This is a genomic window from Solibacillus sp. FSL K6-1126 (genome assembly GCF_038003445.1).
GTDB lineage: Bacteria > Bacillota > Bacilli > Bacillales_A > Planococcaceae > Solibacillus > Solibacillus silvestris.
Genome location: NZ_JBBOPD010000001.1, coordinates 3,575,411 through 3,592,020, shown reverse-complemented (window position 1 = coordinate 3,592,020; position 16,610 = coordinate 3,575,411). Strand labels below are relative to the sequence as shown.

At 39.7% G+C, this 16,610-nt stretch carries 14 protein-coding genes; 12 read left to right on the top strand and 2 right to left on the bottom strand.

Translation table 11 applies throughout. The features are described 5' to 3' along the window. Positions 1-28: 28 nt before the first annotated feature. A complete protein-coding gene (locus tag MHH44_RS17890; RefSeq protein WP_065216716.1) occupies positions 29-535 on the bottom strand; it encodes a Target of RNAIII-activating protein in 507 nt (168 codons plus the stop codon). A gap of 211 nt (positions 536-746) precedes the next feature. Between MHH44_RS17890 and hemE the strand changes: the two genes are divergently transcribed. The 6 genes from hemE (at position 747) to MHH44_RS17860 (ending at position 8,083) form a co-directional block, all read left to right on the top strand. Continuing rightward, a complete protein-coding gene (hemE, locus tag MHH44_RS17885) occupies positions 747-1,799 on the top strand; it encodes a uroporphyrinogen decarboxylase (RefSeq protein WP_008406449.1) in 1,053 nt (350 codons plus the stop codon). Positions 1,800-2,084: 285 nt separating this feature from the next. Beyond that, positions 2,085-3,017 (top strand): ferrochelatase, encoded by a 933-nt coding sequence (gene hemH, locus MHH44_RS17880; RefSeq protein ID WP_008406448.1) that lies wholly within the window; start codon positions 2,085-2,087, stop codon positions 3,015-3,017. Positions 3,018-3,029: 12 nt separating this feature from the next. Next, complete coding sequence (gene hemY / locus MHH44_RS17875; RefSeq protein ID WP_008406446.1) at positions 3,030-4,463, top strand: protoporphyrinogen oxidase; 1,434 nt, start codon at positions 3,030-3,032, stop codon at positions 4,461-4,463. Between the two features lie 203 nt (positions 4,464-4,666). Continuing rightward, entirely contained in the window at positions 4,667-5,146 is a 480-nt protein-coding gene (locus tag MHH44_RS17870; protein ID WP_340799259.1) for a FixH family protein, read from the top strand. An 85-nt stretch (positions 5,147-5,231) separates the two neighbouring features. Beyond that, positions 5,232-5,807, top strand: coding sequence for a TetR/AcrR family transcriptional regulator (locus MHH44_RS17865; RefSeq protein WP_014822752.1), 576 nt, complete (start codon positions 5,232-5,234; stop codon positions 5,805-5,807). Between the two features lie 89 nt (positions 5,808-5,896). Further along, complete coding sequence (locus MHH44_RS17860) at positions 5,897-8,083, top strand: YhgE/Pip domain-containing protein (protein WP_340799258.1); 2,187 nt, start codon at positions 5,897-5,899, stop codon at positions 8,081-8,083. Between the two features lie 302 nt (positions 8,084-8,385). On the opposite strand, the gene yhfH is transcribed toward MHH44_RS17860, so the two are convergent. Beyond that, a complete protein-coding gene (gene yhfH, locus MHH44_RS17855; protein ID WP_008406441.1) occupies positions 8,386-8,511 on the bottom strand; it encodes a protein YhfH in 126 nt (41 codons plus the stop codon). A 139-nt stretch (positions 8,512-8,650) separates the two neighbouring features. Here yhfH and MHH44_RS17850 point away from each other — a divergent pair, with 139 nt between their 5' ends. From MHH44_RS17850 to MHH44_RS17825, 6 genes are all read left to right on the top strand, one after another. Further along, positions 8,651-9,643: a lipoate--protein ligase gene (locus MHH44_RS17850; RefSeq protein WP_008406440.1), complete on the top strand. Its 993-nt coding sequence runs from the start codon at positions 8,651-8,653 to the stop codon at positions 9,641-9,643. Between the two features lie 157 nt (positions 9,644-9,800). Further along, positions 9,801-10,505, top strand: a complete 705-nt coding sequence (locus tag MHH44_RS17845; protein ID WP_340799257.1) for a response regulator transcription factor — start codon at positions 9,801-9,803, stop codon at positions 10,503-10,505. After that, the gene (locus tag MHH44_RS17840) at positions 10,505-11,488 is read left to right on the top strand and encodes a sensor histidine kinase (protein WP_340799256.1); all 984 of its coding nucleotides are present in this window, start codon (positions 10,505-10,507) and stop codon (positions 11,486-11,488) included. Before MHH44_RS17845 ends, MHH44_RS17840 begins: the two co-directional genes overlap by 1 nt. 48 nt (positions 11,489-11,536) lie before the next feature. Beyond that, on the top strand, positions 11,537-12,310 hold the full coding sequence (locus tag MHH44_RS17835) for an ABC transporter ATP-binding protein (RefSeq protein ID WP_014822755.1): 774 nt from the start codon (positions 11,537-11,539) through the stop codon (positions 12,308-12,310). Then, positions 12,282-14,216, top strand: a complete 1,935-nt coding sequence (locus MHH44_RS17830) for an FtsX-like permease family protein (RefSeq protein ID WP_014822756.1) — start codon at positions 12,282-12,284, stop codon at positions 14,214-14,216. Before MHH44_RS17835 ends, MHH44_RS17830 begins: the two co-directional genes overlap by 29 nt. A 138-nt stretch (positions 14,217-14,354) precedes the next feature. Further along, a complete protein-coding gene (locus MHH44_RS17825; protein ID WP_008406433.1) occupies positions 14,355-15,905 on the top strand; it encodes a fatty acid--CoA ligase family protein in 1,551 nt (516 codons plus the stop codon). Positions 15,906-16,610: the final 705 nt, after the last annotated feature.

Below are 16,610 nucleotides of genomic sequence, written 5' to 3'. Positions count from 1 at the left end.
CACAATCGTAGCATTTTTTATAAAAGCATTATTCTTTTGAAGCTGCACTATATGTCGTAATATAGGATGATGAGTTAAACATCGACTGTAACACTTGTGTCGTGCCTTCAAAGATAGGGGCAAATGAAGTCTTATACTCATTGCTGCCTTTCCAAACTTCATAAGAAGCAGGCCCGCCCCATTGAATAATAAATAAATAGGTTTCTGCTTTAATCGGACGCAGTAAACGATAGGCAATTACAGCGTCATTGGAGTTCAAAGCAGGGATGACATCGAGAGCTTTTTTCTCGAAAACCGGGCGCTCATCTGACATAATGGGCATATTGAAAAAAGTATAATAGCCCTTTTGTGTAAACTGTCCATCTTGAGCAATGACTTCAAATTTGCGGGGTACTGCGAAAATAGATTTGTTCTCTGTTTCATGCAACACCACTGAATTACCATTTCCGTGTAATAAAATTAAAGGGTGCTGTGGGTTTTTTGCAATTAAATTTTCCATATAGTCAGGTGTTCCTGAAGTTACATATAAATTCATATGACTGACCTCCTTTACACTATTATTTCCATTTATAAAGATGTTCAAGCCATTTGTCAAAAAGTTCTGTAGCAGAAGAGACAAATTTATGACATTTATTCAAGAAATCTATACAAATATTTATGAAAAGTTTATAGTCGATGATGGATATCAATGACGTTTTTAAGGTATAGAATAAAAAAGAATTTACTTTAAGGGGTAGAAATCAAAAATGATGAAATTTAATGACACATTATTACGTGCTGCTCGCGGTGAGCAAGTAGAACATACACCAGTTTGGTTTATGCGCCAGGCAGGCCGTTCACAGCCAGAATATCGTGAAATAAAAGAAAAATATTCATTAGAAGAGATTACAATGCAGCCGGAGTTATGTGCTTATGTAACGCATTTACCTGTTGAGCAATACAATGTAGATGCAGCGATTCTTTATAAAGATATCGTTACCCCTTTACCAGGAATGGGAATTGATGTAAAAATAAAAGCAGGGATTGGTCCGGTTATTTCAAATCCGATCCGTTCAGCTGCTGATGTGGAAAACTTACGTGAGTTCAATGCACAGGAGCATACACCTTACGTGTTAGAGACAATTAAAATGTTAACAACAGAACAGTTAAATGTTCCGTTAATCGGTTTTGGCGGTGCGCCGTTTACGCTAGCGAGCTATATGATTGAAGGCGGCCCAAGCAAAAACTACGCTAAAACTAAATCATTCATGGTTTCGCAGCCAAAAGCATGGTTTGCTTTAATGGAAAAACTGGCTGATATGATTATTGTGGATATTACAGCACAAGTAGAAGCCGGTGCAAAAGCAATCCAAATTTTCGATTCTTGGGTTGGAGCATTGAATGTTGAAGATTACCGTATTTTTATCAAACCGACGATGACACGCATTTTTGCTGAATTGCGCGCATTGAATGTGCCGTTAATCCAGTTTGGTGTAGGTGCATCGCATTTAGTAAATGAATGGCATGACCTGCCAGTCGATGTAGTAGGGTTGGACTGGCGTTTACCGATTCGTGAAGCAGAAGCACGCGGCGTAACAAAAGCGGTACAAGGGAACTTGGATCCTACATTATTACTGGCAGACTGGAACGTAATCGAAGCACGAGCGAAAGATATTGTCGATCAAGGTTTAGCGCATACAGGCGGACATATTTTCAACTTAGGCCACGGCGTCTTCCCGGAAGTAGATCCAGCTGTATTAAAACGACTAACTACATTTGTACACGAATACAGCCGCGAACAAATTGCAAAACGTTCATAATACAAATACTAATATAAATATGATTATTCACCGATGAAGGTGAGAAAACTAGATAGATGAAAAGTTGATTGGAATGGAGGGGAGGCGACTCCAGCGGGAACAGCAAAATTTATTTTGCGACGAAAGCGAAGTGGCAGGAGCACCGACGCCTGAGACGTTCGTGTAAGGCCATGCCCGCGGAAAGCGTCCGACCCGGAATGTAAATCAACCCCTTATTAAGATGAAGAATCTTTAATAACTTACTAAAAAAGAAACGTGTTAAAAAACATGCAGAGGTGAACTTACATGAAAGAAGTACGCGGTTTATTAGTGATGGCTTATGGTACGCCATATAAAGAAGAAGATATTGAACGTTATTACACACATATTCGTCATGGCCGTAAACCAAGCCAGGAACATTTGGACGATTTAACTGAACGTTACCGTGCAATCGGCGGTATTTCTCCGCTTGCGAAAATGACGGAAGCACAAGCCCATGCATTATGTGCGCGTTTAAACGAAGTGCAGGACGAAGTGGAATATAAAGTATTTATCGGCTTAAAGCATATTGAACCATTCGTTGAAGATGCAGTAGAAGCAATGGTGAAAGAAGGTATTACTGAAGCAGTATCGATCGTTTTAGCACCACACTTCTCAACTTTCTCAATTAAATCGTACAATGGACGAGCGAAAGAAGCAGCTGAAAAGTTAGGTGGTACGTTAAATATTACTTCTGTTGAAGCATGGTATGACGAACCGAAGTTTATTGAATTCTGGAAAGATGCCGTGAATGGCGAGCTGGCAAAAATGACAGAAGAAGAGCGCGCAAATGCTTGCTTAATCGTATCAAACCACTCATTGCCGGAAAAAATTAAACTTGCAGGCGATCCGTATGAAGAACAGTTAGTTGAAACAGCACGTTTAATTGAAGAGGCTTCTGATATTGTAAACGTTGAAGTAGGCTGGCAGTCAGCTGGACAAACACCCGAGCCTTGGCTAGGACCGGATGTACAGGATTTAACAAAGGAATTATTTGAGCAAAAAGGTTATAAAGCATTCATCTATACACCAGTAGGATTTGTTACAGAGCATTTAGAAGTGCTCTATGATAATGATATTGAGTGTAAAGTTGTATGTGACGAAATCGGTGCAAGCTATTATCGCCCGACAATGCCAAATACACATCCTTTATTCATTGATGCAATGGTAGATGCTATCAATAAAAAATTAGCGGAATAGTAGAGAGTGATGATGAGGGTGACTTTAAAAAGGAAGAAGGTTGTTATCGTTGGCGGTGGGATCACTGGTTTAACGACGGCATACTATTTACAGCAAAAAACGAAGGCGCATAATTTACCGATAGATATCGTGTTGATCGAAGCGTCACTACGTTTAGGTGGTAAAATCCATACTGTACGTCAAAATGGATATATTATCGAACGTGGGCCTGAATCGTTTTTTGATACAGGTAGCAGTGTCCGAAAGTTGGCACGTGATTTAAATATCGAACATGAGATGATTCAAAATAATTATGGTCGAACATTTATCGCAGTTGGTAGCAAGTTACACCAAATTCCGAGTAATATTCTGCTCGGAGGGTCACCTAAAATCCTCCCGTTTATGACATCGAATGTTCTATCTTTAATGGGGAAATTCCGTGCAGCAGGAGATTTGTTGTTGCCGAAATTACCGCATGCTGCAGACGAACCGATTAGTGAATTTTTCAATCGTCGCTTTGGTAAAGAAGTGGTCGAAAATTTAGTTGAGCCGGTGTTGGCGGGTACTTTTGCAGGTGATGTCGACCATCTTAGCATGCAATCGATGTTCCCGCAGTTTTATCAGTTGGAAAAAGAATATCGCAGCTTATTGCTCGGTATGAAAAAAACCGGAAAAGGTATTTACGCACTCGTGGATACTCCAGGTGAACTACATTACGAATCATTTGAAAATGGATTGGAATCCTTAATTGAATCATTGGAAAAAGCTTTAACCGATGTAACGATTTTAAAAGGATTGAAAGTGAATTCCATTGAAAAAAATAATGATGATACCCATCTTGTAGAATTGAATGATGGAACGTCGATTCAAGCAGATAAAATCGTCGTGACGACACCGTTTAATGTAACGAAAAAAATCTTCCCGGACTCAACGACAATGCTGAAAGTTCCGGATATGAATTATGCCACAATTGCCACGGTTACGATGGCATTTGAAAAAGGTTCAATGCAGAAATATGAAGATGCACTTAACTTCTTCGTTTCACGCAATAGTCATTTTGCAATTACAAGCTGCACGTGGAGTCACCGGAAATGGGATAATGTGTCACCGGATGGCCAGGAACTCCTTAGAGTGTACATTGGCCGTGTAGGGGACGAATCGATTGTAGAGCTGCCCGACAGTGAAATTGAAAAAATTGTATTGCAAGATTTAGAGCGGGCAGTGGGATTGAATGCCCAGCCGCTACTGACAACAGTTGCCCGCTGGAAAGAAGCAATGCCTCAATATACAATTGGTCATGAATTGCGCATGTCTACTATGAAAGAACAATTTTATCAAGAGTTTCCGAATGTCTTGTTAACAGGAAGCTCCTATGAGGGAATTAGTATTCCGGACTGTGTATTGCAAGGGAGAAATACTGCCGAGCAATTACTCAGCCAGTTTGCAGAGTCAAAAGTAGCAATGTAATAATTCAATAGACTAATTGAACAGAATGCTGTATTAAAGGTGAACGCTTTTAGTGCAGCATTTTTATTTGGATAATTTTTCAATGGTTCACAAATTTATCTTAATTATCCTATGCATCTGTACGTATTTTTTAGTACGCTAGTAAGGATGGGGAAAGATTGCATTAAAATACATAATAGTTAACAAGGATGGGAGATTTAATGATGAAAAAATGGTTTTACAGTTTAGTAGCAGTCCCTTTTTTATTGGCAGCATGTGGCGATGACCCCGAAGTGGAAACACTTGATACTGCCGAGGTGCCGGCAATCGTCGAAGTGGATATTCAAACAGCAGAACAGTTAAACGTAGGGGAAACGATACAGCTATCGGCACGTGTTACTCAAGAAGAAGAAGCGGTAAATGATGCGAAAGAAGTGAAGTTTGAAGTATGGGAATCAGGACTTCGTGATGAAGGGGAGATGCTGGACGGAGAACTGACAGAAGACGGAATCTATGTCGCTGACTATACATTTGACCATGATGGCGTATATTATATGTTTGCCCATACGACGGCGCGCGGAATGCACGTGATGCCCAAACAGGAGCTAATTGTTGGCAACCCTGATATGAGCAAAGTGCTGGAAGATACAAGCTCTAATTCGATGGAACATGACGAAGAAAAAGAAGAAGATCATAATCATTAAATATTGCAATATGAGAAGAACGGTGTATAATAGTGACTGGATGACCGAAGTGGTCTTTTGGTCACTTTTTTGAGGAGGTGGATTTATGGATCGTCGACATGAAATTTTAATAGCTGCTACAAAATCCTTTACATTATTTGGCTATAAAGCAACAACGATTGAACAAGTTGCAAAAATTGCAAATGTAGGAAAAGGGACTATTTATACTTTTTTTAAAAATAAAGAAGAGCTGTTTCAGGAAGTTGTATTCCATTTAATCGGTGAAATGAAACGCGAAACAGATCAGCTAATCGATGTAAATGCGAGCTTTATGCAAAATGCCCATACAGCATTAATGAAAATGCTGCAGTTCCGTGAACGTCATTTACTGTTTGCCAAACTAATAGATGAGGAAAGAGCACTGGGCACTCCTGAAGTACAGCAAATGCTGTTGAAAATCGAGTCGGAAATCATTTCATACGTCTCGATGCGCATTCGTAACGGCATTGCAAAAGATGAGGTCATTGAATGTAATCCTGAGCATGTAGCCTTTTTATTGTTTAAATCGTATTTGGCTTTTATTGTAGACTGGCAGTTGACACATAATGAACCACTCAACGAACAAGAAATTCTGACATTATTCAGCGAAACCATTTTCCGTGGTTTGGCAAAGAAAAAGTAGTAGTCACTTCCTAGTGAAGTGGTTTCTTTTTACCATGAAATGACCAAATGACGATATTGGTCATATAGTTTTATAAGGAGGAAATTAGTGTGATAAAAGCAGAATGGCTGAAGATTTTTAAAACAAAGAAAATGCTTATTTCAGTTATTGCCGTTCTTTTTGTTCCTGTTATGTACAGCGGGATGTTCTTATGGGCATTTTGGGATCCATATGCCAATTTAAAGGATTTGCCGGTTGCCGTTGTCAATGAAGACAAAGGTGCTGTGATGGATGAGGAAACAATGGAGCTCGGTCAAACATTGGTCGATAAGCTGATAGATAGCGAGCAATTCAGGTTTGAGGAAGTTGATGCAAAGGAAGCGGACCAAAAATTAAAGGATCAAAAATATTATATCTTAATTAAAATTCCGGAAAACTTCTCAGAGCATGCAACTACATTATTAGATGATGAACCACAAAAATTGGTTATTGATTATATTCCAAATGAAGGCTTCAACTTTTTAGGTGCACAAATTGGTGAAACTGCAATGGATCGTATTAAAGCGGAAGTAAATACGCAAGTTTCAGCAACATATGCCGAAAAATTATTTGATTCCATTACACAGCTTGGTGACGGTTTTACCGAGGCAGCAGATGGAGCAGGGGAACTGGATGAAGGTGCCGCGAAACTGGCGGCTGGCGCTGATGAGCTGAAAGGCTATTTAGAACAATTGGCATCAAGCTCTGTTCAATTATCTGATGGTACTGACGCTTTAGTTGCTGGTGCTAAAAATGCTGCGAAAGGTGCTTCCGATCTGGCGGCAGGAGTAGCAAAAATTGCGGATGGCAGCGGCCAACTCGAAGCAGGAGCAAAATCTGCAGCAGATGGCGCCAATAAATTGCAGCAAGGTATTGAAAGCTATACTGATGGTGTTGCACAAGTAGCAAACGGACAAAAGGACCTTACATCCGGTCAGGCGAGCTTAGCTGAAAACCTGAAATTATTAACACAAGGTACAGCGAATATCGATGACAAAGTAAAAGCGCTCGCAGATGGTTCAGCTAATGTAGCCGGCGGTATGGATCAATTGGCGGGTCAACTGGAAGCGATATTACCTATGTTGCCTGAAGAAAATCAAGCAGCATTAAAAGCCGCACTAGGGCAGCTGCAAGAAGGCAGTAAACAAGTAAGTGGCGGTTTAAGTCAGCTGCATGCAGGAACAAATGGATTGGACGATAAAATCGCGGCAATCAGTGAAGGTGCAAGTAAATTAAATGCAGGGCAACAACAAGTAACTTCAGGTGTTGCACAATTGCAGCAAAATTCAGCACAGCTAATAGAGGGTGCCAATTCATTAGCACAAGGCAATACGACAATCGCCGGAAAACTAAATGAACTAACGGCAGGTGCATCAAGTGCGGCAACTGGCGCCAACACATTAGCACAAGGTTTGAACACATTAGTGGATGGTTCGAATAAATTATATGACGGTACGAGCATGTTGGCAGAAAAGTCAGGTGAGTTAGCACAAGGTTCTACTACTTTAGCGGATGGTACGAAAGAGTTGAAGGATGGTACGACAACTTTATCTGAAAAGTTAACGGAAGCTGGCGAAAAAGCCGCTGTAAATCCGACTGAAGATACGTACAATATGGTCGGTTCTCCAGTGGAAGTCGAAAAAGATTCAGTAAACCATGTACCGAATTATGGTACAGGTTTTGCACCATACTTTATTTCTTTAGGATTATTCGTTGGGGCATTATTAATTTCGATTGTATTCCCATTTGTTGAACCAGCCGTTATCCCGAAAAACAGTGCAAGCTGGTTTGTAAGTAAAGTAACTGTATTAATCGGTGTTGGATTGGTGCAATCATTTATAACGATTGCAATTGTCGTTTGGGGGCTTGGACTTGAGGTAAATAATATGCCGCAGTTCATTCTGACAACAATTATAACTAGCTTTACATTTTTAGCTATGGTTCAATTGCTTGTGTCTGTGTTTGGTGATCCAGGACGATTTATTGCCATCGTCGTGTTGATTCTTCAATTAACAACAAGTGCAGGGACATTCCCGATTGAGCTAGTACCAGAGCAATTGCATTTCTTCAATAAAATTTTACCGATGACATTCTCTGTACAAGGCTTCAAAGCAGCCATTTCAACTGGTGATACATCATTCCTAATGTTCAACTGGTCGATTTTAGGTGCAGTTATGATATCATGCTTAGCAATCACGTTCGGTTACTTTGCATTGCTTTATAAAAAACGTTATTCAAAACAACATACAGAACTATAAAATGAAAAAGCATGGATCCGGGTTTTCCCCCTGAATCCATGCTTTTTTATACAGAAAAAACCGAGGCATTGAGCAATCTCGTTCGCGTTCTGTGCGCTTCTATACAGATGCCGTTATTCAAAAGTACAGGAAGCTTAATCTTTATAGTTGTAACCATAAAAAAACGATTCGCTATTTAGCGAATCGTATTTTTTATTGTAAACATTGAGCGGGGTTTACAATAAAAATGTAAGCTATTATAGGTTCATCCTAGTCCTAAGATGAAGGTTGTCAGTAATACGAATTAAACAGTGTGTAAAGAATTAAAGAGAGTTACATTTATCACAATTGTTGCTGTAGCACTCGCTTTGTTCTTCGATTTTATCACCGCATTGAACGCAAATTTTATCAGGTAAATTCTTGAAAAATTCCACTACGTTTTCTAACATTGTGCATGCCTCCTTTAAGTTTCTGTTATACTACTTCTGTTTATATATTGTATTGTATTATAACAGATTTAATTCGTCAACACAAAATGCCTAATTTAAGTTAAAATATAAATGGACGATTTTTGAAGGAGTGAGCCTCTTGTATTTTATCGATAATAAAGGAATTACAGATCCGCGTATTAACCTGGCAATAGAAGAGTATATACTGAAAAACATGGATATCGAAAAGGATGATTTTTTACTGTTTTATATTAATCAGCCTTCGATTATCATCGGAAAAAATCAAAACACGATCGAAGAAATCAACACAGATTACGTTGAAGAAAATGGAATCCTTGTCGTACGTCGCCTTTCCGGCGGTGGTGCAGTTTACCATGATTTGAACAATCTGAATTTCAGCTTCCTGACAAAGGATGACGGCAACAGCTTCAGCAACTATAAAAAATTCACCCAGCCTGTTGTTGATGCACTTGCAAAACTGGGGGTTAATTCAGAGCTTTCAGGCCGTAATGATATTTTGGCTGAAGGGAAAAAGGTTTCGGGCAATGCCCAATATTCAACGCGCGGCCGCATGTTCAGTCATGGGACACTAATGTTCAATCTGGATATTGATGCTGTCGTGAACTCACTTAAAGTAAAGCAGGACAAGATCGAATCAAAAGGAATTAAATCAGTTCGCTCGCGTGTTGCGAACATCATTGATTTCCTTCCAGAAAAAATTACAGTAGAAGAGTTCCGTATGGAAATTTTAAAATCTATTTTCGGTGGCGAGGAAAATATTCAATATTACGAGCTTACCGAAGAAGATTGGGAAAACATCCATGAAATTTCAAAAAACCGTTACCAGTTATGGGAGTGGAATTACGGAAAATCACCGCGCTTTAACATTCAAAAAACGAAGCGTTACCCTTCAGGAAGCCTGGATATTCGCTTAGAAGTGAATAAAGGTGTTATTGAAGAGGCGAAAATTTTCGGAGATTTCTTTGGTGTCGGTGATGTAGATGAGGTCGCGCAATTATTGGTCGGGACGAAATATGACCGTGCCGCAATTGCAGAAAAGCTGAAAGATATTGAAATCCCGGTATACTTTGGCGGGATCACGGAAGAGGATTTCCTTCATCTAATTTACTAGCAGCTGCTGTCAATCATCATGAACGTAATAGAGAGTATGAAAAGGGAGGCTCCTGTTTTCGGGAGCCCCCTTTTTTTGATACAATGGAACAATATGAACAAATCACTTATGTAGGGATAATTTAGTTTTAAAACCTATTGAAAAGGAGGTCATTCAGATGGAAAAACATCGAATTTTCATCGTTGAGGATGATCCTAAAATAGCTGCACTACTCGCAGACACATTGAGAAAATACCAATACGAAGTCGAAACGATTAAAGACTTTGATTCATTAATGGAACAATGCTTAGCGTTTTCGCCTCATATAATTTTACTGGATATTAATTTACCTTCCTATGATGGGTACTATTGGTGCCGTGAGTTGAGACAATTTACGAAATGTCCGATTTTATTTATTTCGGCTCGCTCGGGTGAAATGGATCAAATATTTGCATTGGAAAACGGTGGAGATGACTTTATTACAAAGCCGTTTAACTATGAAATTGTACTTGCTAAAATTCGCAGCCATTTGCGTCGTACATATGGAGAATATTCTGCAAGACAGGAAGAGCGGAAAATTGTACAAGGACAGTTAACATTGTATTTGGAACGGATGGAACTTCAATTGAAGGAGCTCATCGTTCCGCTTCAAAAGAAAGAATGTGTTATTTTAGGATTATTAATGGGACAAGCGCCAAAAGTCGTATCACGTGAACAGCTGTTGGAGGAATTGTGGGATGATCAGGCATTTGTTGATGAAAACACGTTAAATGTAAATATGACGCGTGTTCGGAAGAAGCTGGCCGATTATGGCATTTCATCTGTTATTGAAACAGTGCGCGGAGCAGGGTATCGCTTTTTATTGAGCTCGGAGGAAATGTAATGGCGGTCAAATTATTTGTGAAGGAGCATCTTTCCTACCTGATTTTTCAAATCGTCCTAACATTATTTTTACTTTCTTTGTTTTGGCTAGATGGATTTCGCAGTGTCACGACCGCCATTTATGCGATAGCGATCAGCCTTCTGTTAATCGTCTCATTTTTAGTCGTGCGCTATATGTTGAGACGCCGTTATTTGGCGAAGATTTCCACGTTGCCGCAAACGATGGAAGATGCGCTTCAAAAGAATGCGAAAACAACGGAATATATGGAGACAGAGCGTTATTTGCATGAGCTGTACAAATTGTATCAGCATGAAGTACAGGCGCTTTATGCGACCCAGTCCAGACAATATAAGTTTATGAACCAGTGGGTACATCAGATGAAAACACCGGTCTCGGTTTTGGAGCTTTTGCTGCAGCAGGAAGAAGAGCTTGATAAAAAAAGTGTGCAGGAAGAAGTCGAACGTTTGAAGCGCGGTCTTGAAATGGTTTTAGTGAATGCACGTTTGGAAAACTTTTCGGATGATATGCAAATCGGAAAAGTACCGCTGAAATCGGCGATTATGTCTAATGTGAATGACAATAAACGTCTGTTTATCGCCAACCGGGTATTTCCGGAAGTGAAGATTGATGAGGATTTAATCGTAATGAGCGATATAAAATGGCTGAACTTCTTAATTGGACAGTTCATTACAAATGCAGTGAAATATACATTTGAGCCGAATAAGAAATTGTATATTACGGCGGTGCAAAAAGAACAGCATGTCCATTTATTCATTCGTGATGAAGGAGTCGGCATTCCTAAATCTGATTTACCCCGTGTAATGAAGCCATTCTTTACCGGTGAAAACGGCCGGAAAACTGGAGAATCTACCGGCATGGGACTCTATATCGCAAAGGAGATTTGTGATAAGCTCGGACACCAGCTTTTGATTACATCGGAAGTTGGGAAAGGTACACAAATTGAAGTGATTTTTCAGTCATGAGGTATTACTATTGACTGAAAGAAACAGACTTGGTTAAAAGGAGTTACTATGTCTATTTTACAAATACAAGATGCAACTAAAGTATATGAAGGAAAAGTAACGAAGCGAGCGCTCAACCAGCTAAGTTTTGAAGTGGAAAAGGGTGAGTTTGTCGCAATTATGGGTCCATCCGGCAGCGGAAAAACGACGTTGTTGAATATGGTATCCATGATTGATACGCTGACATCCGGCGAAATTATCTTTAACGGGATGAAACCGCAAAAGCTTAATAGTGAGGAACTTGCTTATTTCAGACGCCGTCAGCTCGGTTTCGTCTTTCAGGACTTTAATTTGCTGCCGACATTGACGGTCGAGGAGAATGTTATTTTGCCGCTGACAATTGATGAACAGCCGATATCTGTCATGGAGGAACGTCTGCAATCTTTAAGTGAGCTGCTCGATTTAACGTCAATTTTAATGAAACGACCGTATGAAATTTCAGGGGGACAAGCCCAAAGAACAGCTATTGCACGTGCACTAATCCACCATCCGATGCTCGTTTTAGCCGATGAGCCGACAGGAAATCTGGATTCGAATGCATCACGTGAAGTGTTGGAGCTTCTGGCAAGAATGAATAAAGAAAACGATACGACGATTTTGATGGTGACACATGATCCCATTGCGGCGAGTTATTGCGATCGAGTTATTTTTATTAAAGACGGCGAGTTTTTCAATGAAATTTATACAGACGATCGTCGCCAAACATTTTTCCAGCGCATTTTAAATGTATTAAGTTTATTAGGGGGACATGTAGGTGACTTTTCTTCAATTCGCTTACCGTAACGTTTTCCGGAATTTCCGTAACTATGCCGCCTTTTTTATGGCCAGCTTTTTTAGTGTTTTTGTGTTCTTTATTTATTCGATGCTCATGTTCCATCCTGAAATCGAACGCGGTTTTTTAGGGGAAGTATCGATAGCCGGAATGGTTTTTGCTGAAATCGTTCTTGTGCTGTTTTCATGGTTTTTTATTTTTTACTCGATGCGTGCCTTTTTGGAAGCGCGCTCTAAAGAGTTTGCGATATTGCTTCATCTTGGCATGGACCGGAATCAGCTTGGAAAACTGATCATCATCGAAACAATGACAATTGGCATTTTCTCCTGTATTTCCGGTATTGTGTTCGGATTTGCATTTTCGAAATTTTTCTTTATGATTGTCCGTGAAATTTTAAACTTAAATGCATTGCCGCTCTATTTATCATGGGAGCCGTTTGTGCTGACATTATTCGTTTATTTAAGCGCATTTGTTGTCATCTCGACGTTGAGTACCCTGTTTACTCCGGACATTAAAATACGGAACTTTATAAGAGGCCCGAAGTTTGTCGATGCTGCTGTGACCTATTCAAAACGTAATGCCATTTTAGGAATTATCCTTATTTTATGCGGATACGGTCTTGCACTTATTACAACGAAGTCTTCTATTTTTTCGTATACATTATTGATCCCTGTTTTCGTGACATTGGGAACTTATTATTTCTTTACGGATACAACGCTTTATATTATTGACCGGTTGAAGGGGCGAAAGCAGTTTTACTGGAAAAAGGCACGCATGCTGGCGATTGCTGAACAAGTGCAGATTTTACGTTTCAACTCACGCATGTTTTTCATTGTGACACTCGTCTCGACACTTGCCTTTTTAACGGTCGGTGTTTTATCAGCGATGTCTTCCTATACATCACAATATGACAAGATCAATCCAATCGGTCTCCTCTATAAAGGGGAAATGGATAATCCTTATGAAATTGAACATATTTTATCCGTCATTGATGAGCTTGAATTTAATGGAATCAGTTATCATATGACACGCTTTACGGTCATGCGCCAAACATCATCGTATACATCGAATCCGGTGGAAGTTTTCCGGGAAACAGATATTAACCATCTGCTGTTTTCGTATAAATACCCGCTTGTGAATTTAAAAAGCGGGGAAGCAATGTTCATCCCTTATTCGGAAGATTCGATTGAAAAGCTGGAGAAAACGGAAGTAAAGACGGTGCTAAAGGAAAATAATGTGGACCTGACGATTAACAGTGTATACCCGAAAATGTTTTTCCCGACGGCTATTATTAGCAGCAACTCCATTATCATTAGTGATGAAGACTTTGAAAAACTGACAAATGAGTTTGAAATGTCGCCATATGTTGAGCCTGGCTATCATTTATTTACATTTGATATCCCTAACTGGACCGAAACGGAAAATATCGGAATCGATATTCAGCAGATGGTCGCCCGCGATTATCTGATCAACAAAGAATATACGTTACCGTTTTATTTTGAAAATGCCGGATTAAATTATTCTTATATATTAGCTACGTATTCTTTATTAACACTCATCGGTATATTAGTAGTAGCTGTATTTCTACTTGCGTCCGGAAGTTTCGTTTATTTCAAAATCTATGCCAACTTGGACCGTGAGAAAAAACAGTTTGATATGCTCGTTAAAGTAGGGTTGAGCGGAAAAGAACTGAAACGTCTTATTACGAGAAATTTAATGATTCAATTTTTCCTGCCGTGGGGTTTAGCCTTTGTACATAGTGCATTTGCGTTCTATGTTGTGCAAACCGTATTGAATGATGTAATGAATTTATCGATTGTAAAAGAGGTCGTATTTTCATTTACAATGTTTGCCCTTATTCAAATTGTTTACTTTTTCTTAATTCGCTGGCGTTATATTTCACATGTGCGCGGATGAGTTTAAATAGAGAAAAAATGATTTTAGTACAATATTTGTGAATAATCGAGATTTCCGTATTGTTTTATTAATATACTTATTCTATAATGCTAATAGAGTGAATATTTTTTCATTTTACGCAATAGGGGGATGGGTGTATTGAATTTAGTTGAAAAGGTAAGACAACAAGCTTTCGAACAACCAGAAAAAACAGCGTACTACTTTTTAGGTAAAGGCACATCTTACGGTGAATTGGAGCAATCTGTTGCACGATTTGCAGCTGCTTTGGAAGATTTAGGTGTAAAAAAAGGCGATCATATCGCGTTTCTATTAGGTAATACACCGCATTTCATCATCAGTTTATACGCGTCAATGCGTATTGGTGCTGTGGCAATTCCGATTAATCCAATCTATACAGCAGATGAAATTTCATACATCATACAAAATGGTGATGTAAAAGTTGTTATCGCACTTGATTTACTATTACCGCTTGTGGAGGCAGGGGTGCATAGATTCCCACAAGTAGAGCAATATATCATTTGCGAAACGACTGAAGACATCGGTGAAAAGTATGCCGCGCTTTCAGATGGGGCGAAAGAAAAAACGAAGCTGTTTTCACAAGTATTAGCAACAACAGCACGTACAACGGATCCAGTAGAAGTAGCGCCTGATGATACGGCGATAATTTTATATACTTCCGGTACGACGGGTCATCCGAAAGGTGCCATGCTGACACATAATAATTTATTCTCAAATGCAAGAGATATTGGCGATTACTTAAAAATGACATCAGAAGATCGTATTGTGGCAACATTGCCGGTTTTCCACGTCTTTGCATTAACGGTCGTTGTCAATTCACCGTTAACACGAGGTGCGACGATCTTATTAGCGCCACGCTTTAGTCCGGGAGAAATTTTCGAGTTAATTTCGACGTATAAAGCAACAGTATTTGCGGGTGTTCCGACAATGTACAATTTCCTTTATCAATATGACAAAGCGAATGTTGCTGCATTCTCAACAATTCGTTTAGCGATTTCAGGTGGTGCTTCATTACCTGTATCATTGCTACATAACTTTGAGCAAAAGTTCAATGTACGAATTTCTGAAGGATACGGATTATCTGAAGCTTCACCTGTTACTTGTTTCAACCCTACAGACCGTGAGCGTAAACCAGGCTCAATCGGACAATCGATCAGCAATGTTGAAAATAAAGTGGTCGATGAAAATGGGGATGAAGTGGGCGTTGGGGAAGTAGGCGAGCTGATCGTACGCGGACCGAATGTCATGAAAGGCTATTACAACATGCCGGAAGAAACTGCTGTAGCGATTCGCGACGGCTGGTTATATACAGGTGACTTGGCAAGAAAAGACGAGGAAGGTTACTTCTACATCGTCGACCGCAAAAAGGATATGATAATTGTAGGCGGTTACAATGTTTACCCACGTGAAGTAGAAGAAGTATTGTTCTCACATGAAGGGATTGTGGAAGCGGCAGTAGTAGGCTTCCCGGATCTGGACTTTGGTGAAGCGGTACATGCCTATGTTGTTTTGAAGGATCCTTCATTAACAGTAGAAGCAATTCGCGAATTTTGTGCAGACCGTATTGTGAAATACAAAGTACCGACTGTCATCGAAATTTTGGACGAGCTGCCAAAAAACACAACAGGTAAGATTCTGCGCCGTTCTTTAAAAGAAATAGCAAGAACATAATATTCCAGCACCTGCCATGCTTTGTGGCGGGTGTTTTTTAAAATAGGAAAGAAAAAAGTACCGGTGGGTATTGGCGGGCTAAGCACAAAAGTCACCAAGCCATGTTGCACATGTCTTTGCGACTTTTCTTCGTGCTTTGTGAAACGCCCGCCAATCATAAAGTTCCGGTGTTTCAATCGTTGCTTATATCGGGAGGCGCTGTGCATTCGCAAGGCGCCTTACGTACTCATAGGGATATGCCTTCTTTTTAAGGAAGGGAAATTATTTTTTTACCGTTTCAAGGGCTATTGATTTTATAAAGAAAGATGAACTTTGTGCGTAGAACCGGAAAAAATGTGCTTCTGCGGTTGCCGCACCAAGTTGCGACCATCCTCGGCGCAAATAAAAATAGTGCATCATGAGGCATGCACTATTTTTATTGCCTACCACTGTAAGCGCCGACTATAGAGCGTAACGGTTTAGAGCCGGACACTATTGATTTGGCGGGAGTCCCAAGCCGAAATGCGGGTGCTCCTGTCGCTACGCTTTCGTCGCAAAGCCTAACTCGCATAAAACGGAATGCGAGTTAGGCTTCTCCGCCCAAAATAAACCGGAACTAAATAAGAAGCTCTATGAGAAGAGGACTTAAACTTTTATTCTTATATATTTATATTTTGAAATTTCAAATAAAAGATGGTACATTGTTATTACGGAAATCGAAATAAA

What these genes read in the sequence shown, in the direction of transcription:
- hemE (WP_008406449.1), top strand. Translation starts at nt 747, where the DNA reads ATGATGAAATTTAATGACACATTATTACGTGCTGCTCGCGGTGAGCAA.
- MHH44_RS17865 (WP_014822752.1), top strand. Translation starts at nt 5,232, where the DNA reads ATGGATCGTCGACATGAAATTTTAATAGCTGCTACAAAATCCTTTACA.
- MHH44_RS17870 (WP_340799259.1), top strand. Translation starts at nt 4,667, where the DNA reads ATGAAAAAATGGTTTTACAGTTTAGTAGCAGTCCCTTTTTTATTGGCA.
- MHH44_RS17835 (WP_014822755.1), top strand. Translation starts at nt 11,537, where the DNA reads ATGTCTATTTTACAAATACAAGATGCAACTAAAGTATATGAAGGAAAA.
- yhfH (WP_008406441.1), bottom strand. Translation starts at nt 8,511, where the DNA reads ATGTTAGAAAACGTAGTGGAATTTTTCAAGAATTTACCTGATAAAATT.
- MHH44_RS17845 (WP_340799257.1), top strand. Translation starts at nt 9,801, where the DNA reads ATGGAAAAACATCGAATTTTCATCGTTGAGGATGATCCTAAAATAGCT.
- MHH44_RS17840 (WP_340799256.1), top strand. Translation starts at nt 10,505, where the DNA reads ATGGCGGTCAAATTATTTGTGAAGGAGCATCTTTCCTACCTGATTTTT.
- hemH (WP_008406448.1), top strand. Translation starts at nt 2,085, where the DNA reads ATGAAAGAAGTACGCGGTTTATTAGTGATGGCTTATGGTACGCCATAT.
- MHH44_RS17890 (WP_065216716.1), bottom strand. Translation starts at nt 535, where the DNA reads ATGAATTTATATGTAACTTCAGGAACACCTGACTATATGGAAAATTTA.
- hemY (WP_008406446.1), top strand. Translation starts at nt 3,030, where the DNA reads ATGAGGGTGACTTTAAAAAGGAAGAAGGTTGTTATCGTTGGCGGTGGG.